Below are 22,771 nucleotides of genomic sequence, written 5' to 3'. Positions count from 1 at the left end.
GTTATGTTAACAACCCAAGATAAGCAAAATATTATTAAAGAAAATCAACAGTCTGAAGGTGATACTGGTTCACCTGAAGTGCAAGTTGCTCTTTTAACTGCTAGAATTAATGATCTACAAGGTCATTTTGCAACTCATAAAAAAGACAATCATTCAAGAAGAGGTCTTTTAAGACTAGTAAGTCAACGTCGTAAATTATTGGATTACTTACATGGTAAAGATGTAGAAAGATACCGTGCACTAATCAAGAAACTAAATTTACGTAGATAATAATTTCATCTTAATCGTTCTTACGTCATTCAATCAAATAATTATATAAGGTTAAACTGTGAAAATATTTAGAGAAGTCTTTGAACTAGGTAACAAAGAAATAGTTCTAGAAACAGGTGGAATGGCTCGTCAAGCAGATGGGTCTGTGACTGTAAGTTGTGGTAATAATGTTGTGTTGGTGACTACAGTAGTCAAAAAATCAGTAGCAGCAGGCGCTGATTTCTTTCCATTGTCAGTACACTATTTAGAAAAAACATATGCTGCTGGTAAGATACCTGGAGGTTTCTTAAGAAGAGAAGGAAGACCATCTGAAGAGCAAATTCTTATTTCTAGATTAATAGATAGATCTATAAGACCATCATTTCCTGATGGATTTTTTAATGAGATTCAGATTGTAGCTACAGTCTTATCTTATGATGGATCGTTTTCTCCGGATATGTTGGCTTTGATAGGAGCATCTGCTTCTTTAGCAATATCAGGGGCTCCTTATGATGATATAATTGCAGGTGTAAGAGTCGGTTATACTAATGGTAAGTATATTCTTAATCCTAACAAAGAGGAACTAAAAGAGTCTGATTTAGACTTAGTCGTTTCTGGTACGGATGATGCGATACTAATGGTTGAGTCAGAGGCTAATAGCTTACCAGAATCTGTAATGCTTGGCGGTATTTTATATGCGCATAAGCATCTTAAGACTATTATCAATTCTATTGGTAAACTGGCTAAAGTATCATCTAAACCACGTATAGAATATACAATTTATCAAATTAATAAGTTATTAAAGTCTCAAATTAAATCACATTTCTTTGGCGAGATTAAAAATGCTTATACAATACCATCTAAGCAAGAAAGAAATATTAAGCTTAACGAACTGAGAAAAAATGTTTTAGAGCATATATTTACAAGTGATGTCGATGGGAATGAGTATGCTGAAAAAGAAATTCTAGAAGCTTTTCATGATATAGAAAAAGATCTTGTTAGATCAAATATCTTAGAAGGCAAGCCAAGAATCGATGGTAGATGCACAGAAACTATTAGACCAATAAATGTTAAAATAGGAGTGCTACCTGGAGTGCATGGTTCAGCTCTATTTACAAGAGGTGAAACACAAGCTCTAGTGGTTACAACTCTCGGAAGTGATAGAGATGCACAACTTGTTGAATCTTTAGACGGGATTGAAAAATCGCGTTATATGCTTCACTATAATTTTCCTCCATATTCTGTAGGCGAGTGTGGTATGGTAGGTATGGCTCCGAAGCGCCGTGAAATCGGTCATGCAAATTTAGCTAAGCGTGCTACTCAAGCAGTTTTTCCTAATGAAGAGGCATATCCATATGTGGTTAGAATAGTATCTGAGATATTAGAGTCAAATGGTTCTAGTTCTATGGCAACTGTTTGTGGCTCGTCATTATCTATGATGGATGCGGGTGTGCCTATAGCTGAGCCTGTAGCAGGTATTGCTATGGGGCTTATCAAAGATGGTGCTAAATACGCTGTACTATCCGATATTTTAGGTGATGAAGATCACTTAGGTGATATGGATTTTAAAGTTGCTGGTACTAGATATGGTGTTACAGCTCTTCAAATGGATATCAAAATTAAAGGGATATCTAGAGAAATTCTTGAGCAAGCTCTTGAACAAGCAAGAACTGGTAGACTACATATACTAGGAATTATGAATGAAGTTATTAGAGAGCATAAAGAATCTGTTTCTGACGTTGCTCCACAAATTCATATTATGAATGTAAATCCTGCTAAAATAAAAGATGTTGTTGGTCGTGGTGGTTCTGTAGTAAAAGGCATTGTAGAAAAAACAGGTGCGCAGATAGACACTAGTGACTCAGGTGAAGTTAAGATTTTTGCTAAAGATAAAAGATCCTTAGATTTGGCTAAATCTATGGTTGAAGAGATTGTTGCAGAGGTTGAAGAAGGACAAATTTATAAAGGTAAAATTGTTAAGCTTTTAGATTCTGGAGCATTTGTTAATCTTCTTGGGAGCCAAGATGGATATTTACCATTCTCTGAAATTGAACAAGCTGGGATGAAAACTAATTCATTAGTAGAGGGTCAGGGCTTGGAAGTTTTGGTTCAAAATATTGATAGAGGTGGTAGAGTTAAACTTTCTCTTGTTGCGAGGTAATTATTATGAGTGAAGTAGTTCAAAGTGTTGATCCAATCAACTTTACAGAGTCAGCATCTTTAAAGGTTAAGGAACTAATTGAAGAAGAAGGTGATAATTCTCTTAGCCTTAGAGTCTATATAACAGGCGGTGGATGCTCAGGGTTTCAGTATGCTTTTGCATTTGATAATGAGATAAAAGAAGATGATATGGTTATTACAAAAAATGGTGTTCGTCTTTTGGTTGATTCTATGAGCTTTCAATATTTAGTTGGAGCTGATGTTGACTACAAGGATGATGTTGAAGGTGCCTATTTTGTAATAAGAAATCCAAATGCCAAAACTACTTGTGGTTGTGGTTCATCTTTTTCTGTATAATATTTAATCGTAATTAACTTATTTAAAGTAGAAGTATTTTTATGAAAATTGCTAATTTTGAAGTAGGAAATGGTAAGCCATTTTTCTTAATGTCTGGACCATGTGTAATTGAGTCAGAGCAAATGGCTATGGATACTGCTGGATACTTGGCAGAAGTTACAAAAGATTTAGGTATCAATTTTGTTTATAAATCGTCTTTTGATAAAGCAAATCGTTCTTCTATTAATAGCTTTAGAGGTCTTGGAGTTGACAAAGGACTTGAGATTTTAGCTAAAGTTAAAAAAACATACAACGTCCCAGTTGTTACAGATGTACATGAAGATACTCCGTTTGCTGAGGTTGCAGAGGTTGTTGACGTGATGCAGACTCCCGCTTTTTTATGTCGTCAGACAAATTTTATATTAGATGTATGTAAACAAGGTAAACCTGTAAATATTAAAAAAGGTCAATTCTTAGCACCTTGGGATATGCAACATGTGGTTGCTAAGGCAAAATCTACTGGAAATGAGCAAATCATGGTTTGTGAGAGAGGCGTGAGCTTTGGTTATAATAATCTGGTTTCAGATATGCGCTCTCTTGAGATAATGAAATCTACCGGCTGTCCCGTAGTATTTGATGCTACTCATTCAGTGCAATTACCAGGTGGTCAAGGTAGCTCATCAGGTGGTCAAAGAGAATTTGTACCTGTTTTATCAAAGGCGGCTATGGCAGTTGGTATTGATGGTCTTTTTATGGAGACTCATCCAAAGCCAGCAGAAGCTTTAAGTGATGGTCCTAATTCTTTTCCAATGTATAAAATAAAAGAGTTTTTAAGTTTACTAAAAGAACTAGATCATTTAGTTAAGAGTCAACCAAAAATAGAGTTGTAAGGTATAAGTAATGGCTGGTAAAGGCGATGTTTTTATAATAGGTATTGTTGGAGGATCAGGCTCTGGTAAGACTTTATTTTCAAATGAGATTATCAAAAAATTAAAATCAAAACATTTAAACAAAATTGCAGTAATTTCTGAAGATAGATATTATAAAAACTGGGGAGAGATGGTTGGTTTTGAAGAAGCTAATAAAATCAATTATGATCATCCAGATGCTTTTGATCATAAGTTATTGAGAAAAGACTTAGCAGATTTGATTGAAGGTAATGATATTTATATACCTCATTATGACTATACCACTCATTCAAGAATAAAAGAGAAATCCGAAAAAATTACTGGTGGAGTAAGTGTAATTATCCTTGAAGGAATCATGTTGTTTAATGATCGTAAGTTATTAAAGATGATGGATTTTAAGGTATATATGGATACGCCATCAGACCTGTGCTTCATCAGAAGACTTATGCGTGACCAAAATGAAAGAGGTCGTAGTGTTGAAAGTGTTATAAATCAGTACCTAGAAACAGTAAGACCAATGCATATTAAGTTTATTGAGCCATCAAAGAGAAAAGCTGATATTATAGTTCCTGATGGAGCACAAAATAAAACTGTGATTGATATAATATATAATAAAGTAAAACAATTATTGAAGAAAAATGGAGTAAAAAATGGCTAGAGTAACAGTTGAAGATTGCCTTGATAAGGTAGAAACAAGATTTGATTTAGTAGTTTTGGCTTCTATGAGAGCAAATAATATACTTAAGAAAGGCTATTCAGAGTCTGCAGATAATGAGAAAAAAGAAAAGGCTACAGTAGTAGCCTTAAGAGAAATAGCGGAATCTGAAATTACCCCGGACCAAATTTTAAGAAATGAAATAGAAGGTTAATAAAAGTTTTATAAAAAGCTTGACTTGTTTTCACAAAGCTGTATAATTCTGATTTATCGGGTGCTTAGCTCAGCTGGGAGAGCATCGCCCTTACAAGGCGAGGGTCGGGGGTTCGAACCCCTCAGCACCCACCACGATTCAAAAAGCGACACTAGTCGCTTTTTTTATATCTAATAATATAATTTATCTTTAAGAATATTCTACTTTTATATGTTAAAATCTCTCTAGAACCTTTGTTAGGAGATGTTATGAAGAAAGTATTATTAAGTTCGTTATTTTTATCTTTGAGTGTTTGTTCATTGTCTTATGCAGATGATACAGATACTTCGGTATGTCCAGCTGACTTGAAATATCAAACTATTAATATGAGAGATATGGCTTTTGAATATGTACAATATGAAGATCATATTTGTGCAGTTTTAAGTGTAGATATTAGCAAGAATAGTAACTGGCAAAAAGATGGTAGTGGATGGTTTGCAGCTGGATTTGGTGCAGAAACTATGAAGGGTTCTAATATGTTTATATTTGTACCTGAAAAACTACAGGAAGGGATTAAGTATGATGTCTATGCAAATATTGGTGGAGCATATGGTCCAACTAAGCCTTTAGATACTAAGCCGACTACTGGACAAATAAAGCTCCTATCATCATCTTTAGGTAAAGTTGAGTTTGCTATTTATCCTCAGAAAATATCAGGATTATCAAATAGTGGTAAAATTGATATGATTTTTTCTCATTCAAAAGCTGGAGTATATAAATTTGCTCCAGGACATATTGCTGCATATGATGATAAAGCAATGAATCTGAAGTAAATCCTTTGGTTGTATTTATAAATTTAATTAAATACAATTGTCGTAATATATTTTGTTAGAATTTTTTATGGGAAGATCTAGAAGACATAAGAAACCTCAAGAGGGTATTTTTGAAGCTGAAATTATAGCACTTAGTCATGATGGTAGAGGAATAGCAAAAGTTAATGGTAAAACGACTTTTATTCCATTTACATTACCTGGAGAAGTAGTCAAATTTGAGTATACATTTACAAAGGCTAAGTTTGATGAAGCAAAAGTAGTTGAATATATTAAAAAATCACCTAATAGAGTTAATCCACCTTGCGAATATTTTGAAATCTGTGGAGGTTGTAGCTTGCAACATATGTCTACAGATGCACAGATTGAACATAAGCAACAAACCTTACTTAATCAACTTAAGTATATTGGTCAAGGAGTCGAACCTCAGAATATTCTAGAACCATTACGTACGACTAAAACCGAAGGATATCGTAATAAAGCACGTTTAGGTGTTAGATATGTTAATAAAAAAGAAAAAATTCTAGTAGGATTCAGAGAACGTAATGGCAGATTTTTAGCAGATATAGATAGCTGCAAAGTATTAAATCCATTAGTAGGTGAGAAACTAACACAAATTGCCTCTTTTATAGAGACACTCTCTATATATCAGCACATAGCTCAATTAGAGATTGCAATTGATGATACTAGACCAGCACTTATCGTGCGCCACCTTGAGCCGTTTGTAAATGAAGATCTTGAAAAGCTAAAAGCTTTTGGTTTGGAAAATGGTTATTGGATATATCTGCAATCAAAAGGTCCTGATACTATCTTTAGACTATATCCACAAGAAGATGTTGAGCCTAAAAAGTTAAGTTATCAGCCAGTTGCTGGGATAAATATTGGGTTTGAACCCAATGATTTTACTCAAGTTAATAATGACATTAATAAAAAAATGATTAAAAGAGCTATTGATCTTTTAGAAATATCAGAAAATGATTCTATTATCGATTTGTTTTGTGGTTTAGGAAACTTTACGTTGCCAATTTCTCAGTATGCAAAAACTGTAATTGGTGTAGAGGGAGAGCAGACAATGGTTGGCAGAGCTAAAGAAACAGCTGCTAATAATAATATTAGCAATGTTAAGTTTTATGCGGCTAACCTTTTTGAAAGCTTTGAAGATAAAGAATGGTTTAATAATTTTGAATATAACAAAATGCTTTTGGATCCGCCAAGAGCTGGGGCTCAAGAAGTTTGTAGCAATATTGAAAAATTTGATGTTGAGCGTATTGTTTATGTATCGTGTGATACTGCTACTTTGGCAAGAGATGCTGGCATTTTAGTAAATCATAAAGGTTATAAACTAGTTAGTGCAGGTGTTATGGATATGTTCCCTCATACAATGCATGTGGAATCAATAGCTGTTTTTGAAAAGGTTTAATCATGTTTATAGGTTTAGATATTGGTGGTAGTAATATTTCAGCAGGAATTTTTGATGAACATAAGAATCTACTTAAGACAGCCAAGGTAAAATCAAAAGGCAAGAGTGACTCTGATACAATTTTGGGTCAAATTTTTAAAGTTATTAACAAGTTACTTGATGACTCAACAAGAGACAAAATTAAGGCTATAGGTATTGGTATAGCTGGATTTGTAGATTCAAAAAATGGTATTTTAAATTTTAGTGCGAATATTAACCTCAATGGTATAAACATAGCTAAAGAAGTTAGTCAAAAATTTGGTAATGTACCGGTATTTATTGAAAATGATGTCAATGTAGGTGTTATTGGTGAATGGAAATACGGAGTTGGGCAAGGTCATGAAAATATCGTTGGTATATTTGCAGGCACAGGGATTGGCGGTGGTCTAGTTATAAATAATCAGTTTTTATATGGAGTTACCGGAGGTGCCGGAGCTGTAGGACATGTTAGTATCAATACTCAAGGAGCTTATTGTCAAAGTTGTGGTTCACAGGGTTGTGTTGAGACTTATGCTGGTAAAGTAGGTATGGAAAATAGGATTCTAAACCTGCATAAAAAAGGTGTTAAAAGCTTACTTATAGATTTGGTTTTAGAAAATAACAATAAGCTTAAGGGATCGTATTTGAAAAAAGCACTAGATGCTAAAGATTCTGTGGCAGAAGATATTGTCAATCTGGCAATGACAAATTTGGGTATTGCTATAGCTAATTATATAAATCTTTTGAATCCATCATTGGTATTGTTGGGTGGTGGTGTTATGGAAGCTATTGGACATGAATATTTGAATACTATTTATAATTCATGTTCAAAGTATGCTTTTAAGACAATGTTAGAGGCATGTGAATTGAAGATCGCAACATTAGGCGACAACTCAGGTGTTTATGGTGCTATGGATATAGCAGTTAATAGATTAGAAGGAAATTGGTAATGTTTATAGGTGTAGATATTGGCGGTTCAAATATGGCCGCTGGATTATTTGATGAAAATAAAAAGTTAATAACTACTGCAAAAGTTAAATCAAAAGCAAAAGAAAAAACTGATATCGTCATAGGGCAGCTATTTAAAGTTATTGATAAACTAATCTCAGAAATTCCTTCGGATAAGAAGCTTGAGGGTATAGGCATTGGTGTAGCAGGGCTTATAGATAAAAGAACATCAGTTGTACGTCGAAGTGTTAACATAAACCTTAATGGTGTTAATCTCAAAGAAGTCGTTGAAGATAAATACAAAGTTAAATCTGAGATAGATAATGATGTTAACGTTGGTGTTTTAGGTGAAGCGAAATATGGAGCTGGTATTGGCCATGATGATATAGTTGGGGCTTTTGTAGGTACTGGTATTGGTGGTGGATTAGTTCTAAATGGCAAACTCTATGGTGGTAATAGCGGCTTAGCGGCTGAGCTAGGACATACAATCATAAAACAAGGTGGGGCTTACTGTCCTGGATGTGGGTCTCAAGGTTGTTTAGAAGCATATGCTGGTAAAGTAGGTATAGAAAAGAAAATTGAAAATTTAGCTAAAAAGAAAGTTAAAAGTACACTAATTGAATTAGTAACTGAAAATGATGGTAAGCTAAAGAGTAGTCATATCAAAAAAGCACTTGAAACAAATGATGAGATAGCTAAGGATATACTTAGTGAGGCTATGGAGTATTTAGGTACTGGATTAGGTAGCGCTTTAAATATGATAAATCCTTCGATGGTGATATTAGGAGGAGGTGTTATGGAAGCTATTGGTGAACAATATTTACCACAAATCAAAAGAGCTGCTATGAGAAATTCATTTGCTGATATTTATGCAGAGTGTCAATTTAAACTTGCAAAGCTCGGGGATCAAGCAGGAATTTATGGTGCTATGGAGTTAGTTGCTGGTTAATCTAATTAGGATTATATTAATATGACTCGTGTTCTAAGTGAGTTTTTTTCTCAATTGTCTGCTTATTTTAAAGGCTTTAGAAATATAAGTTTGACGCAAATTTTTAATGATTGGAATATTTTTGAGATAGTTTGGCTTATAGCTTCTGTGAGTATTCTAGCTGTCATAAGTATTTTGACTACAGATGATTATTTAGTGCTCACAGTTATAGCTACAGTCACAGGAATGCTAAATCTGTTGTTAGTTGCTAAAGGAAAAATTCTTAACTATTTTTTTGCCTTTGTAAATAATCTTACTTATGCATATATTTGTTATACTCAGGGTATTTATGGACAGTTTCTGCTTTTTGCATTTTTCTTTTTTCCGATGCAATTTTATGGTTTATATACCTGGACTAAGCCACAGAATATAACAGAGAATAGTGATATTATTACAAAAACGCTATCTAACAAATATAGAATTTATCTTATTAGTGGAATTGTGATTGCTGCATTTTTGTATGGTTTTTTTATTTTAAAAGGATACTTTCATCAACAAATAGGTTTAGTTGCCGACTCATTAACCGGGGTAGTATCTGTTGTGGCGATTATCTTGATGGTTAAAGCATATATTGAACAATGGGTATTGTGGATAGTTATTAATACACTTTCAACAGTTATATGGCTACAACAGTACTTTTCTGGTTCAAGTGATGGTATTGCATTTTTGGCAATGTGGTTGATATATTTATTTAATGCAATATATGGATATATAAACTGGCTAAAGCTAAAAAAAGACATATAAAAAAGCTCTTAAAAAACTTTCCTATAATTAGCTTAACTTACTTGGTCCATTTCTATATAATTTGCAGTATTGATTATATATCTTATGGAGGGTAGAACAGTGACTGTTAGACAAACTCTATTTCTTATTATTACTCCTATAATTGCAATGTGTGTATTATCATTTGGTAATGGTTATTTCACAACATACTCATCAATAGAGCTAAATAGTCTTGGTCGTTCTAACTTAATGATAGGTATAATATCAGCGGCCTATTTTTTTGGGATGACAGCGGGATCTTATTTTTCGCAATTTACTATAGTCAGAGTAGGATATATTCGAGCTTTTGTTTTGTTCGCATCTCTTATGGCAATTAGTACTTTGATAGTAGGTGTCAACAAAAGTGTACCGGTTTGGGTCTTCTTTAGATTTGTCTGTGGGTACTCTCTTGCCGCATTATTTATTGTCATAGAAAGTTGGTGTATCTTATCTGCAGAGAGAAAAAATCGTGGCTTAGTATTTTCGATATATCTATTTGTTTACTATGGAACACAAGCATTATCACAGTTAATGATTAATGTTCATTTTAGCAATGGATTACTGGCATATTGTTTTATATCATCACTTTGTAGTGTTGCAATTGTTTTGATGGCATTTACAAAAACAGTAGCTCCAGTACCACATTCTGAGGGGGTTTGTTCACCGTTAAGGATTATTAAAAAGGTGCCTCTTGCAATGGCAGCTAGTGTGATAGGTGGATCTCTTTTAGGTTCTATATATACTTTATTGCCAATATTTATGGTCAGGGTAAATATTCAACATGATATGGTATCTGTGCTAATGATGACAACTATTCTTGGAGGAATGTTATTACAAGTACCTATCGGAAAAATCTCAGATCTTATCGATAGGAGAAAGGTAATATTGTTAGCTGGAGCAGGTATACTTATTGCATCATTGCTTATTGCTATTTTTCATACTTCTTATTTGATATTTGGAGTAGTTATATTTGTATTTGGTGGTTGTGCTTTTGTTATATATCCATTATCTATATCTCACGCTAGTGACTTTTTAGAGGAAAATGAAGTGCTTGGGGCTATAGGGGTTTTGACAATTGCTTATGGAATAGGATCAGTTGTTAGTCCTGTTATAATATCCAGTGTTATGTCAGTATTTGGTCCATTTGGATTTTTTATTATAACAGCGATACTTAGCGCTATTTTATGTGTGTACTCAACGTATAGAATTTTTGTTAGAAAATCAGCAGTTGATACTTCTTCATTCACGATAGCAACACCAGAGAGTCTTAATTTTAGCGAAGCGCAAGAGATAGTTTCGGAGAAATAATCTAAGTATATTAAATTGCAAAGCATACATCGCTAGCTTATAATTGATAAGGTTTTTAAAACTCATAACAAGACTTAATTTATCTAAAGGAGATTATAGTTATGTCATCACAAATCAAGCAAGTTTTTGCTAGACAAATATTAGATTCACGTGGTAATCCTACTGTTGAAGTAGATGTAATTTTAGAAAGTGGTGCTTTTGGTCGTGCTGCTGTTCCTTCAGGAGCTTCTACTGGTATTAGAGAAGCATTAGAGTTAAGAGATGGTAATAAGTCTCTTTTCTTGGGTAAAAGTGTCTATAAAGCAGTTGAGAATGTTAATACTAAAATTGCTCAAGCAGTTAAAGGTTTGGATGCTCTTGATCAAAGATTAATTGACAAGACTATGATAGAACTTGATGGTTCAGAGAATAAAGGTAATCTTGGTGCAAATGCTATTTTAGGTGTTTCATTAGCAACAGCTAGAGCGGCAGCATCTCATTTGAGAAAGCCTTTCTACCGTTATCTGATGGATGTTAAAGAATATTTAATGCCTGTACCAATGATGAATGTGATCAATGGTGGATCACATGCTGATAATAATGTGGATATGCAGGAGTTCATGATCGTTCCAGCAGGGTTTGATACTTTCTCAGAAGCTCTAAGATGTGGATCTGAAGTTTTCCATACACTTAAAAAAGTTCTAATTGCTGATGGTTATAGTGTAGCTGGTGTTGGTGATGAGGGTGGTTATGCTCCAGATCTTCCATCAAATGAGTCTGCTATTGAAGCAATTCTTAAAGCAGTTAAAGAAGCTGGATATGAGCCTGGTAAGCATGTGTTTATAGCATTAGATCCTGCTAGTAGTGAATACTATAAAGATGGTAAATATGAATTAGCATCTGAAGGCAAGTCACTAACTTCTGAAGAGATGGTAGAGTACTTTGCTAAGTGGGTTGAAAAATATCCAATTGTATCTATCGAAGATGGTATGGCTGAGCAAGATTGGAATGGTTGGAAGTTAATGACTGAAAGATTAGGTAAGAAAGTCCAGTTAGTTGGGGATGATTTATTCGTAACTAATCCAAAAATCCTTGCTGAAGGTATCGAAAAAGGCGTCGCTAATTCAATTTTGATTAAGCTTAATCAGATCGGTACTCTAACAGAGACTTTCGAAGCAATGGCTATGGCTGGTCAAGCAGGCTATACATGTGTAGTATCACATCGTTCAGGCGAAACCTCTGATACTATCATTGCTGATTTAGCAGTAGCAACATGCTCAGGACAAATCAAAACAGGTTCATTATCAAGAGCTGATCGTATAGCAAAATATAACCAGCTAATTAGAATAGAAGAAGAGCTTGGGGAAAATGCTATTTACCCTGGTATCAAAGCATTTGTATTTAGCTCAGAAGAAGCTGATAATGAAGTCCAAGAGATTATTGTTGAAGAAAGTGAAACTGAAAAAGTTGTAGTGCAAGTAGAAGAATAATAGTTTCATGGATATTAAATCTAATTCTTTTTTTTATATTTTTATTTCAGCAGTTTTATTACTAATTATCTTGTTACAATATCAGCTTTGGTTTAGTAACACAGGTTTGTTAAAGTATGATGTGCTAAAAAAATCAATTGCTACTCAAACTAAAGAAATTAAGCATAAATCTCAGACTAATGCGCAGCTGTATTCCGAAGTAGTTTCATTGCGTAAAAATAGCGAAGTGCTTGAGAGTTTGGCTCGTGAAAATATGGGCTTCATAAAGCAAGGAGAGGTTTTTTATAGTGTCAAATAAATATGTAATAATTCCAGCTGCTGGGATAGGCTCAAGAATGGGATTAGATATTCCTAAGCAATATTACAAACTCATTAATGGTAAGACTATACTTGATAATACTTTAGAAAAGTTTGTCAAAGATCCCTTTTTTGATAAAGTAATTGTAGCTGTTAGTGAAGATGATAATTACTGGAGTAATTCTGAGTATTATAATCATCCAAAAGTACAATCCTGTATAGGTGGAGCCACAAGGTTTCATAGCGTTTATAACTCACTTAAAATTATCAATGATCGTAAAAGTGATGATTGGATATTTGTACATGATGCAGCTAGACCTTGTGTAAATATAGAAGATGTTATAGCTCTTTATAATCAAACTCAAAAATCTCATACTCAAGCTGGTATCTTGGCTATTAGAGCATTTGAGACGGTTAAAAAGGTAGCGATAAAGATGATTGTAACTAAGACTATTGATCGACAAGATATTTGGCTTGCACAGACTCCACAACTATCAAGACTTGGGCAGTTAGAAACAGCATTTGATTTTTGTTATACAAATAATCTCATAGATAAAATAACAGACGAAGCATTGGCTTTGGAGCTGTATGGTATAAACCCAATAGTCGTTGAAGGTTCTAGGAAGAATATTAAGATCACTACACAAGATGATTTAGAGTTTGCTAACTGGCAGATTAGCTAGTTATCTATTTTAGTAGTAAGCCTATCACATATCCAAATATTATCACTAATCCCATTATAAATAAAATACAATCAAGTACTACACGTCTGTAGTTTTTGTATTGTATGTTTTTGTAGATTATTATCACGGGTAATACATACAATAAGAAAGCTACGGTAGGAGCGACTAATATTCCTATAATATTAAGTATTTTGAAGTTGCAGATTGTGCATATCCATAAGATTATAAATATTAGACTGACACAAATTCTATTTATGACTATATCTGTGATATTGATCTTATAGATATTTCTAAAAAAGTATTTGAATAAATATTTTAATGCTTCTTTAGAGCCAATATAGCAACCGATAAATGAGCTTATAATAGCTGTAAAAACTATCATAGGAGCTAGAATGTTTAGTAATGTCCCCGGATGTTGTTCTTGTATTAGAGTTACTATTGAGAGGTTATTTATATTCGCTCTATCAAGGTCATGTATTGTAGTGCTGAGTAAGCAAGATGTTACGAATAATAGTACAAATATAAAAAGAATCAATGCATTAATCTGAAGTATTTTATATACTTTGTACTTCTCTTGCGAACGTTCTACTTTTACATAATCACGATAGAATATTACTAGACTAGAAATAACCGGTGAATGATTCATCGATAATATCAAAATTGGCAAGACCATTAATACACCAGTAATATAACCAATAGTGTCAAAATGACTATCAGTTATAAACTCAAAGTTCCAATATGGAATTATATATAGTGACAGTGTAATTACTAATATTATTAGAAATATTACTATTAGTTGCATAAATTTAAGGATTAAATTGATCCCTAAAGAAACAATAACTAATAGTCCAGCAAGAATACTAAAGCTAAACCATATATTAGTCGAAAGATTTGTGTTAACAATATGATAGTTTAATAAGAAGTTACTTAGTTCATTATTTAAACCAATTGAGTACATCGGCATATTTAAAAATATAGCAAAAAAATAGAGTACTACACAAATTAGCCCAAATAACTTACCAAGATTATGTGTGAAAACATCTGTGATGCCACCATTATCTGTATATAAAACTATATTCGCCATATTCTTATGTGAATAATATGTCAATGGTAGCGCAAAAATAAGAACTGTTACTAAAGCCCATAATCCACTATGCCCAGCTTGAACAGGAAGATATAATAGTCCTGCTCCAATAGCAGTACCAAAAAGTGTAAAAATCCACTGTATATCAACTTTAGTTGTCTTTGTGTGATTTGAATTTTCCACTTACCTACTCCAATCCAATATCACTTTACCACATTGACCACTTTTCATTATTTCAAATCCTTTTTGATAATCATCAATATGAAGTCTGTGTGTGATGATTGGTTCCATATCCATGCCTGCTTGAAGCATACTAGTCATCAGATACCATGTTTCAAACATTTCTCTGCCATAAATACCTTTAAGAGTAAGGCCTTTGAACAATATAGCCCCCCAGTCAACAGAGATATCACCAGCTGATATGCCCAAAAGTGACAGTTTGCCACCATGATTCATAACATCAAGCATCATAGATATTGCTGAGTTAATCCCAGACATTTCTAGACCTACATCAAACCCTTCTGTCATGCCAATTTCTGACATAACTTTACGCATTTTTGCGGTTAATTGTTGTTGATTTTGAAATTCTGATACATTTACTGCAACAGTAGCTCCGAAGTTTCTAGCCATCTGTAGACGATATTCATTAATATCCGTGATAACTATTCTACGAGCACCACAGAATCTTGCTATCTTGACTGCCATAAGTCCAATAGGACCAGCTCCAGTTATAAGCACATCCTCACCTGTTAGGTTAAATGAAAGTGCTGTATGAATAGCATTACCCATAGGATCGAATGTACTAGCTATATCATCACTGATAGAATCAGGGATTTTAAAAACATTGACAGCTGGCATTACTAAATATTCAGCAAAAGCTCCCTGTACATTTACACCTATTCCTATGGTTTTTCTACAAAGATGGCGTTTACCTGCTCTACAATTACGACATTGTCCACATACAAGATGACCTTCACCAGATACTCTATCACCAACATCTACACTTGTGACACCATTTCCCTTGGCTACAACTTCGCCAGCAAACTCATGTCCGGTAATCATTGGTACAGGTATGGTAGCTTGAGACCATTTATCCCAATTATAAATATGTAAATCAGTGCCACAAATTGCTGTTTTTTTAATTTTAATCAAAACATCATTGTAGCCATATTCTGGCATAGGAGCATCATCAATCATCCAAATACCAGGTTCTTTTTTTAATTTAGCAAGTGCTCTCATAGTTTGATTCCTATTAACTATATAATACCTAATTCTTTAGCAGCTTTTGTAAAGCCATCAACAGCTTTGTCAATTTGCTCAAAAGTATGAGCAGCAGACATTTGTGTTCTAATTCTGGCTTTACCCTTAGGTACCACTGGATATGAAAAGGCGATTACATATATACCATAATCTAGTAGCTTATCAGCAAATTCAGCTGCTTTTTTCTCATCGTATATCATGACAGGAATAATAGGGTGTTCTCCTGGTATTAAATCAAAACCTGTGGCAGTCATTTTTGATCTAAATCTCTGTTGATTTGCCTGTAATTGCTCTCTTAATTCATTTGAATTTTTAGTTATCTCTAAAGCTTTAATAGATGTTTTAGCTATTATAGGTGCTAAAGCATTTGAGAAAAGATATGGTCTAGAAAGGTTTTTAAGTAAATCTACTGCTTCTTTTTTAGCGCAAATGTATCCACCTGAAGCTCCACCTAATCCTTTGCCTAGAGTACCAGTTAGGATATCAACTCTACCCATAACATCACAATGCTCAATTGAACCTTTACCATTTTTACCAACAAACCCTGAAGCGTGAGAATCATCAACCATAACAATAGCATTATATTTATCAGCTAAGTCACAGATCGATTTTAGATCAGCAATAATACCATCCATTGAGAAGACACCATCTGTAGCAATCATTTTAAATCTTGCTCCAGCTTGATCAGCTTCTATAAGTTTTGCTTCAAGGTCTTGCATATCATTATTGTTATATCTAAAACGCATCGCCTTGCACAATCTAACACCATCAATAATACTAGCATGATTAAGAGAATCACTTATGATAGCATCTTCTTTTGTAAGAAGTGTCTCAAAAAGCCCTGCATTGGCATCAAAACATGATGGATATAGGATTGTATCTTCAAACTCAAAGAACTCACTTAGTTCTTTTTCTAGTTGCTTATGCACAGAGTTTGTACCACAGATAAACCTAACTGATGCCATACCATAACCACATTCTTCAATATGGTTTTTTGCATAAGAAACTATTTCTGGATTATTTGCAAAGCCAAGATAGTTGTTTGCACAGAAGTTAATTAGTGTTTCACCATTTTCTAGATTGATGACAGGTTCTTGTGGGGTTGCTATTATTCTTTCGCTTTTGTATGTACCAGCTTCTTTTATTTCTTGTATTTTGTTCTCAATATTAGCATAGAAATTATTATTCATATTTGAGCTCCTCTCAAAAATAGAGTTTATATTATATTTGACTTTAGAATATTAGCTAATAAAGATACTTTTTAAAACAATTTGATATCAAATTATATTAATAATGAATATTATTTTTGCTTGGTAAATATTCTGCTAGCTCATAAGTTGTAGATTTAATGAAATAAAGCTGTTTAAAAAATTAATAAGTTATTTGCTCTATATTATAGGTGTCGACTGTAAAGTTAATTATGTTGTTGTAGATTTAGCTATTAGTTTTTGCTGTGAGCTATTAGTTTTTGATAATTATTTATTTTTGGCTATATGTTATATTGTGTCTCAATAAAAATTCAGCAGGGTCTTTAAAGAAAAATTAATATTTATTTATGCAAATCATAATAAACAGGTTTTTAAAAAAAATTTGCTTGATTTGCTTTATTTTGTAAGCATAAAATTAATTTGTAAGCAATATGCTTACGGTTATTAATCTTTGTATAAGGAGAAATTCATGAACAAAACAAAATTAGTTTCAATGGTATGCGCTTTGATGGGTGTTGGTTCTTTTGCAGTAGCTGAAGCAGCTCCAGTAAATGATGTCAAAACTTATGATTTCAAAGCACCATTTAAGGACTATAATAATAAAATTGTTTTAAGTATTAATAATGTAGCATCTGGTAAAACAGTTGAATTTACAAGTAACTTTAAACCTAAAGCAGGTTGGGGTAATTGTTTTGGTACAACTGTTGATAATGTTAATTTTGATACTACTCAGAATGCCAATGGTGATTTTGTAACAAAAATGACATTAAAAGATGATACTGCATCATTTAACTTTAGTCAGTCATGTGACATTATGGGTACAGACTCTGGTAATGCAGTTGTATTACCAGGAGTAGTAGTTCCTATCGTAAGTAGTCTAAAAGTAGATGGTAAAGATCTAGATATTCAAAGACCATGTGAAAATAATGTTTGTGAAGATCCAACACCAGGATATACAAATGCTGCATATTATGCACAATGGGCTGTCTGGGGTCGTAAATATAACCCGTATGATTTCAAATACGATAAGTTAAACACTATAATTTATGCGTTTATAGGGTTTGATAAAAATACTGGTAATATCAAAACATTAGATGCTTCAGCAGATTCATGGGGTCTGTCTGCAGCAGCTAGAGCAGCTAAAAAATATCCATATTTAAAATCATTTTTATCATTTGGTGGTTGGACAAATAATGGAATCACAACTGCTCCGATGTTTGAGCAGTTAGCTTCAAATCCACAAAGTATGCAAAATTTTGCAGATCAATCAATTGAGCTTATGCGTAAGCTTGGTTTCAATGGTATTGATATCGACTGGGAGTGGTGGTCAGATTATGGTAATGATGTGGCACCAGCTAAGAAGATGTTAGCTTTCTTCAAAGTATTGCGTACAGAGTTAGATAAGGCTGGTAAAGCAGATGGTAAGAAATACTACCTTGCTATAGCTGTGAATGGTGCTAGAAGTCGTATCGAGGCAATGGAAAATCCGAGTAATCCAAATAGCGTATCAGATTTCTGGAAGCAAACTGGTGAATTGATGGATGAAATCAATATTATGAGTTATGACTATCAAGGTGGTTGGGGTACAGGTTTCCCTGCATACTTCCAAGCATCAACTGACTTCCCTAGCAATACTCCATACAGTAATAGAGTATACTCAGCTGGAGCTTCTCCTGTTGATGCTCAAGATAATGTTACTGATATTGGTAAAGATGGCGTTACCTTAGTTCAAGCTATAGGTAAAGAAGGAGGCTGGTCAATTAAAGGTGCAGTAGATGCATATATTGCAGCAGGTGTACCTGCTAAGAAATTAATTGTTGGCTTGCCATTATATGCTAGATCGATGACTGTAGATAGTGATGTTGATGGAGGTCTTTTCCAAACTATTACAGCACCTGGTATAGGTGATTACGAAGCAGGTGTATTTGACTATAAATGTTTAGTTAACCCTGTAAATGATCCAGTTACTGGTTGTGGTACAGCTAAGCCTGTTAGTGGTTTGGCTAATCTTAAGTACTATGATATTAGCCATAATGTCGATGTATTTAACAAATATGGTAAGGTTGCAATGCAGCCTTGGGCATATAGTTCATCAACTAAATCATTTATAACTTATGATGATGTTTGGTCTGTAGGTGAGAAGACTAAGTATACTAAGAGTAGAAATCTTGGTGGTACTATGTTCTGGCAAGCAGATAATGATTCTACAGATCCTAACAAATCATTGATAAATGCTGTTGCTAAAGTATATGCATCTGACACAATTAATGTATCTGTAACAGATGTTACTGAAAATTCTGCTACAGTATCTTGGAACAAACCAGAACTAGATGGTTCTATTAGTTATAAAGTGATAGTAAATGGTAATGTGATTGCTGAGAATATTACTGCTCTAAACTATGTACTAACTAATTTAGAGAAAGGTACTAGATACACTGTTGAAGTTGTTGCAAGTACATCTGCTACATCTAGAGAAGATAGTTTGACTTTTGAAACTGTAGGTGCAGAACCAGCTGAAGATCAAAATCAAGATCAAACTGATGATCAGAACACTGATGAAAATCAAAATCAAGAGCAAAATACTGATGACGAAACAGCAAACTCATGGTCTGCTGAGAGTGTTTATAATACGGGTGATAGAGTAGTTGTAAATGGTGTGACATATGAGGCACAATGGTGGACTCAAGGCGAGAACCCTACTCAAACTGGTCAGTGGGGTGTATGGCGTACAGTTTCTGGTCAGACTGATAACCAAGATAATAATCAAGGTGATGACGCAGATCAGGGTAACGATCAAGGAAACACAGATCAAGGTAATACTGATACAAACCAAGGAAATGATAATGATAACTCATCAGCTTCAGGTACTTGGGATGCTACAAAAGTCTATAATAAAGGCGATAAAGTAACTTATAATGGTGTAAGTTATGAAGCGCAATGGTGGACTCAAGGTAACAAGCCTTCTGATGGTGGTGCTTGGAAAAAACCTTTTGTTTCCGGTGAAGCTTGGAATCAAGGTCAAGCATATAGCGGTGGCCAAGTAGTAACTTATCAAGGATCTACATACAAAGCTAAGTGGTGGACTCAAGGAGATACTCCATCAAATAGTAGTGTTTGGGAAAAACAGTAATAATCTTTTGTCTAAAAATTTCTAAATAATATTCTTTCCTATTTAATATACCTCCTGATTATTCAGCAAGGAGGTTATTTATCCTCATGATCGTAATAAACTAATTCAAAACACTTAATTTAATAAACTTTTGTTATAATTAAACAAATTAGTCTATCTCGAGAAAATTATGAAAGTAGTTGAAATCAAACATCCTATGGTTAAACACAAGCTTGGTCTTATGCGCGCATTAGCAATAAGTACACAAGAGTTTAGAAGATTAACTAAGGAAATAACAAGCTTATTAACTTATGAAGTCACAGCAGGGTTTGAACTTGAAAAAACAGAAATTCTAGGCTGGCAAGGCGAAAATATCGAAGTTGATCAAATCAAAGGTAAGAAGTTGACTGTTGTACCTATACTCCGTGCTGGGCTTGGTATGATGGATGGGGTGTTTGAGCATGTCCCTGCTGCAAAAGTTAGTATGGTTGGTATGTACCGTGATGAAAATACTGCTAAACCGGTAGCTTATTTTGCTAAACTTTGTGACAAGCTTGATGAGAGAGTGGCACTAATCGTAGATCCAATGTTGGCAACTGGAGGATCTATGATTGAAACTGTTACATTATTAAAAAAAGCTGGGTCAAAAGATATAAAAATAATTACTCTAGTTTCTGCTCCAGAAGGTATAGAGGCATTAGCTAATGCTCATCCAGATGTTGAGTTGTATACAGCATCTATAGATAGTCATCTAAATGAGAAAAAATATATAATTCCAGGTCTTGGAGATGCTGGGGACAAGATATTTGGAACTAAATAAATCAAAAAAATAATTAAAAATCTAACTAAAATAATAATTATGTATTATAGTTTATGGTTATTATTAATTTCTTTTAAAATATATGATGCAAAAGTATCGATTATTGATTGAGACAGATGACCAAAAAGGCTTGGTTTATAAAGTTTCAAAAATTATCTATGAAAATAATCTCAATGTGGAGAGAAACTCTGAATTCGTTGATAAACAGCATAATAAATTTTTTATGCGTACTGAGTTTTCTGGAAAAGTAAACATTGAGCAAATGTTGGTTGATTTAGAGAGTACTTTGCCTGCTAATTCAGAGATTAAACTAGTAGATTCTTCTAAAAAAAATATAGTTATCTTGGCTACAAAAGAAATGCATTGCTTGGGGGATTTGCTCATAAAGCATGCGGAAGGAAAACTAGATGCTAATATTACCGCAGTAATATCAAACTACGATAATCTTAAGAATTTGGTTGAGAAGTTTGATATACCATTTGAATATGTTTCTCATGAGGAGATTTCTCGAGAAGAGCATGAGAAAAAAGTCCAAGATATCATAAAAAAATATGATTATGATGTAATTGTACTTGCGAAGTATATGAGAATATTGTCTCCTGGTTTTGTTGAGCAGTTTCAAGGTAAGTTACTTAATATTCATCATTCATTTTTACCAGCATTTATCGGGGCTAATCCATACAAGCAAGCTTATGAAAGAGGTGTGAAAATAATAGGTGCTACTAGTCATTTTGTTACAGATGATTTAGATGAGGGACCAATTATAGCTCAGGATATAATTAGGGTTGATCATAATTACTCATGGCAAGATATGCGAGATGCTGGACATGATGTTGAAAAAAATGTTTTATCAACAGCTTTGAGTCTAGTTCTTAATGATAGAATCTTTATTTACAATAATAAAACAATAATTCTTTAAGCGACTTTGCCTTGTAGATTATTTATATAAAGCAAAGTATGAGCTAAAAAAATAGAATTTACAACAGAGAATTCCTTTGTAGAAAATAATTGAGAATTTTAGGTTGAATTAATTATATGATGCGTTTTTAACACCGTCAACCCAAGACCAGTTTTGATATGCATCTGAATTCATTATCCAAGTCATAGAACCCCCATATTGATTATAACTAGATAAGCTTCCTGCTGTTACATCTTTTGTAAATTCAGCTGGGTCATATATACCTGCTCCAGAGCAAGAAGCATCTGCTAAACAAGTCCCTTGTTTGTAAGCTTGAGCACTTACTGAAGGGTCTTTAAAGTCAGGTACACCTAAAACAAGCTTTGTTTCAGCAGGTACATGCCAGTCACCAGATATACCAGGCATATCTTTTTGTCCTTCTTCTGTTAGAAGTTTAAATGCACAAGATAGGAATCCAGTGTCAGTTCCAACAAATCCACATAGGTTTGCTCCACCATATTGGTTATATGTCTGTACGAAAATAGCATTAAAGTGAGCATTGTCCATAAAGTTTTGAGAATATGTGGATTCCGCGAAATGAGCTTCACCTGATGCCCAAGGACCAGTACCATACCAACCAGTAACTTGTGGAGCAGCAGTTAAAAACATGTCTTTACCTGTTATAGATTTGAACTCTGCTCTAGTTGCTTCAATGTAGTTTAAGAAGTTTTCATCTTTCTCAGCACCATTAGTCGGATGTTCAACGTCTATATCTAAACCATCAAAACCATTGTCAGCTAAGAATTTACCCATTGCTTTACCAGTATTTTCTGCATTTGCATCAGTTGTCATGTCTGGTTCAAAGTAATTTTCAGCACCGCCAATTGATAGAAGTGCGATACCATATTTATCATGAATGGTTTTTATTTGGTTAGGTAGATCTCTAATTTGTTCATTAGTCCAGCTAGTAAAGAAAACATTACCATCTTTAGATTGACCAGCAAAAGCATAAGCTAATACATTATAGCCATGATCCATAGCTTCTGAAACCATTTTATTAGTTGTATCTGGTTGGCTATACCATATAGAGTCATAACCTTTTACATAACCAACAACAACTCTATCTGGCCACTTAGAATCAGAAGAACTTTGCTCGAAAGAAACATCG

At 33.7% G+C, this 22,771-nt stretch carries 22 protein-coding genes and 1 tRNA gene; 19 read left to right on the top strand and 4 right to left on the bottom strand.

Translation table 11 applies throughout. The features are described from left to right. Positions 1–3: 3 nt before the first annotated feature. The 16 genes from rpsO to ispD all read left to right on the top strand — a co-directional run bounded on the left by rpsO (position 4) and on the right by ispD (position 13,224). Positions 4–270 (top strand): 30S ribosomal protein S15, encoded by a 267-nt coding sequence (gene rpsO, locus FTPG_RS08890; protein ID WP_004288130.1) that lies wholly within the window; start codon positions 4–6, stop codon positions 268–270. 58 nt (positions 271–328) lie between these two features. Continuing rightward, positions 329–2,410: a polyribonucleotide nucleotidyltransferase gene (gene pnp / locus FTPG_RS08885; RefSeq protein ID WP_004288129.1), complete on the top strand. Its 2,082-nt coding sequence runs from the start codon at positions 329–331 to the stop codon at positions 2,408–2,410. A 5-nt stretch (positions 2,411–2,415) separates the two neighbouring features. Next, positions 2,416–2,766 carry an iron-sulfur cluster insertion protein ErpA gene (gene erpA, locus FTPG_RS08880; protein ID WP_004288128.1) on the top strand — a complete coding sequence of 117 codons (351 nt, stop codon included), beginning with the start codon at positions 2,416–2,418 and terminating at the stop codon, positions 2,764–2,766. A 41-nt stretch (positions 2,767–2,807) separates the two neighbouring features. After that, positions 2,808–3,635, top strand: coding sequence for a 3-deoxy-8-phosphooctulonate synthase (kdsA, locus tag FTPG_RS08875; RefSeq protein WP_004288127.1), 828 nt, complete (start codon positions 2,808–2,810; stop codon positions 3,633–3,635). Positions 3,636–3,645: 10 nt separating this feature from the next. Next, a complete protein-coding gene (gene udk, locus FTPG_RS08870) occupies positions 3,646–4,311 on the top strand; it encodes a uridine kinase (protein WP_004288126.1) in 666 nt (221 codons plus the stop codon). Next, positions 4,304–4,522: a DNA-directed RNA polymerase subunit omega gene (gene rpoZ, locus FTPG_RS08865; protein WP_004288125.1), complete on the top strand. Its 219-nt coding sequence runs from the start codon at positions 4,304–4,306 to the stop codon at positions 4,520–4,522. Before udk ends, rpoZ begins: the two co-directional genes overlap by 8 nt. Positions 4,523–4,580: 58 nt before the next feature. Beyond that, positions 4,581–4,656 (top strand) — tRNA-Val (locus FTPG_RS08860). Positions 4,657–4,770: 114 nt separating this feature from the next. Continuing rightward, complete coding sequence (locus FTPG_RS08855) at positions 4,771–5,334, top strand: hypothetical protein (protein WP_004288124.1); 564 nt, start codon at positions 4,771–4,773, stop codon at positions 5,332–5,334. A 67-nt stretch (positions 5,335–5,401) separates the two neighbouring features. Next, positions 5,402–6,751 (top strand): 23S rRNA (uracil(1939)-C(5))-methyltransferase RlmD, encoded by a 1,350-nt coding sequence (gene rlmD, locus FTPG_RS08850; RefSeq protein WP_004288123.1) that lies wholly within the window; start codon positions 5,402–5,404, stop codon positions 6,749–6,751. A 2-nt stretch (positions 6,752–6,753) separates the two neighbouring features. Then, complete coding sequence (locus tag FTPG_RS08845; RefSeq protein WP_004288122.1) at positions 6,754–7,719, top strand: ROK family protein; 966 nt, start codon at positions 6,754–6,756, stop codon at positions 7,717–7,719. Then, on the top strand, positions 7,719–8,666 hold the full coding sequence (locus FTPG_RS08840) for an ROK family protein (RefSeq protein WP_004288121.1): 948 nt from the start codon (positions 7,719–7,721) through the stop codon (positions 8,664–8,666). Before FTPG_RS08845 ends, FTPG_RS08840 begins: the two co-directional genes overlap by 1 nt. A gap of 21 nt (positions 8,667–8,687) precedes the next feature. Next, positions 8,688–9,449, top strand: coding sequence for a nicotinamide riboside transporter PnuC (pnuC, locus tag FTPG_RS08835; RefSeq protein ID WP_004288120.1), 762 nt, complete (start codon positions 8,688–8,690; stop codon positions 9,447–9,449). Positions 9,450–9,533: 84 nt separating this feature from the next. Continuing rightward, positions 9,534–10,775 carry an MFS transporter gene (locus tag FTPG_RS08830; protein ID WP_004288119.1) on the top strand — a complete coding sequence of 414 codons (1,242 nt, stop codon included), beginning with the start codon at positions 9,534–9,536 and terminating at the stop codon, positions 10,773–10,775. A gap of 101 nt (positions 10,776–10,876) precedes the next feature. Beyond that, entirely contained in the window at positions 10,877–12,244 is a 1,368-nt protein-coding gene (gene eno, locus FTPG_RS08825) for a phosphopyruvate hydratase (protein WP_004288118.1), read from the top strand. A 7-nt stretch (positions 12,245–12,251) separates the two neighbouring features. Then, a complete protein-coding gene (locus FTPG_RS08820) occupies positions 12,252–12,542 on the top strand; it encodes an FtsB family cell division protein (protein WP_004288117.1) in 291 nt (96 codons plus the stop codon). After that, the gene (gene ispD, locus FTPG_RS08815; protein WP_004288116.1) at positions 12,532–13,224 is read left to right on the top strand and encodes a 2-C-methyl-D-erythritol 4-phosphate cytidylyltransferase; all 693 of its coding nucleotides are present in this window, start codon (positions 12,532–12,534) and stop codon (positions 13,222–13,224) included. The genes FTPG_RS08820 and ispD overlap by 11 nt, the downstream gene beginning before the upstream one ends. A 4-nt stretch (positions 13,225–13,228) precedes the next feature. On the opposite strand, the gene FTPG_RS08810 is transcribed toward ispD, so the two are convergent. From FTPG_RS08810 to FTPG_RS08800, 3 genes are read right to left on the bottom strand one after another with little or no spacing between them, the layout of a single operon-like run. Next, positions 13,229–14,491: an amino acid permease gene (locus FTPG_RS08810; protein WP_004288115.1), complete on the bottom strand. Its 1,263-nt coding sequence runs from the start codon at positions 14,489–14,491 to the stop codon at positions 13,229–13,231. Next, positions 14,492–15,547, bottom strand: coding sequence for an L-threonine 3-dehydrogenase (gene tdh, locus FTPG_RS08805; protein WP_004288113.1), 1,056 nt, complete (start codon positions 15,545–15,547; stop codon positions 14,492–14,494). A gap of 17 nt (positions 15,548–15,564) precedes the next feature. Continuing rightward, complete coding sequence (locus FTPG_RS08800) at positions 15,565–16,758, bottom strand: glycine C-acetyltransferase (RefSeq protein ID WP_004288112.1); 1,194 nt, start codon at positions 16,756–16,758, stop codon at positions 15,565–15,567. A 487-nt stretch (positions 16,759–17,245) separates the two neighbouring features. On the opposite strand from FTPG_RS08800, the gene FTPG_RS08795 reads away from it, so the two are divergent. The 3 genes from FTPG_RS08795 (at position 17,246) to purU (ending at position 21,624) form a co-directional block, all read left to right on the top strand. After that, positions 17,246–19,906: a glycosyl hydrolase family 18 protein gene (locus FTPG_RS08795; RefSeq protein WP_035722671.1), complete on the top strand. Its 2,661-nt coding sequence runs from the start codon at positions 17,246–17,248 to the stop codon at positions 19,904–19,906. A 169-nt stretch (positions 19,907–20,075) separates the two neighbouring features. Further along, a complete protein-coding gene (gene upp / locus FTPG_RS08790; RefSeq protein WP_004288108.1) occupies positions 20,076–20,705 on the top strand; it encodes a uracil phosphoribosyltransferase in 630 nt (209 codons plus the stop codon). Between the two features lie 85 nt (positions 20,706–20,790). After that, positions 20,791–21,624 carry a formyltetrahydrofolate deformylase gene (gene purU, locus FTPG_RS08785; RefSeq protein WP_004288106.1) on the top strand — a complete coding sequence of 278 codons (834 nt, stop codon included), beginning with the start codon at positions 20,791–20,793 and terminating at the stop codon, positions 21,622–21,624. A 108-nt stretch (positions 21,625–21,732) separates the two neighbouring features. On the opposite strand, the gene FTPG_RS08780 is transcribed toward purU, so the two are convergent. After that, positions 21,733–22,771: glycoside hydrolase family 18 protein (locus tag FTPG_RS08780; protein WP_244855707.1), on the bottom strand; the 1,039-nt coding region annotated here is incomplete at its 5' end.

The sequence above is a fragment of the Francisella philomiragia subsp. philomiragia ATCC 25015 genome (genome assembly GCF_000156715.1).
Classification (GTDB): domain Bacteria; phylum Pseudomonadota; class Gammaproteobacteria; order Francisellales; family Francisellaceae; genus Francisella; species Francisella philomiragia.
Note: the sequence above shows the minus strand (reverse complement) of the source record. Positions and strands in the feature narration are given on the sequence as shown.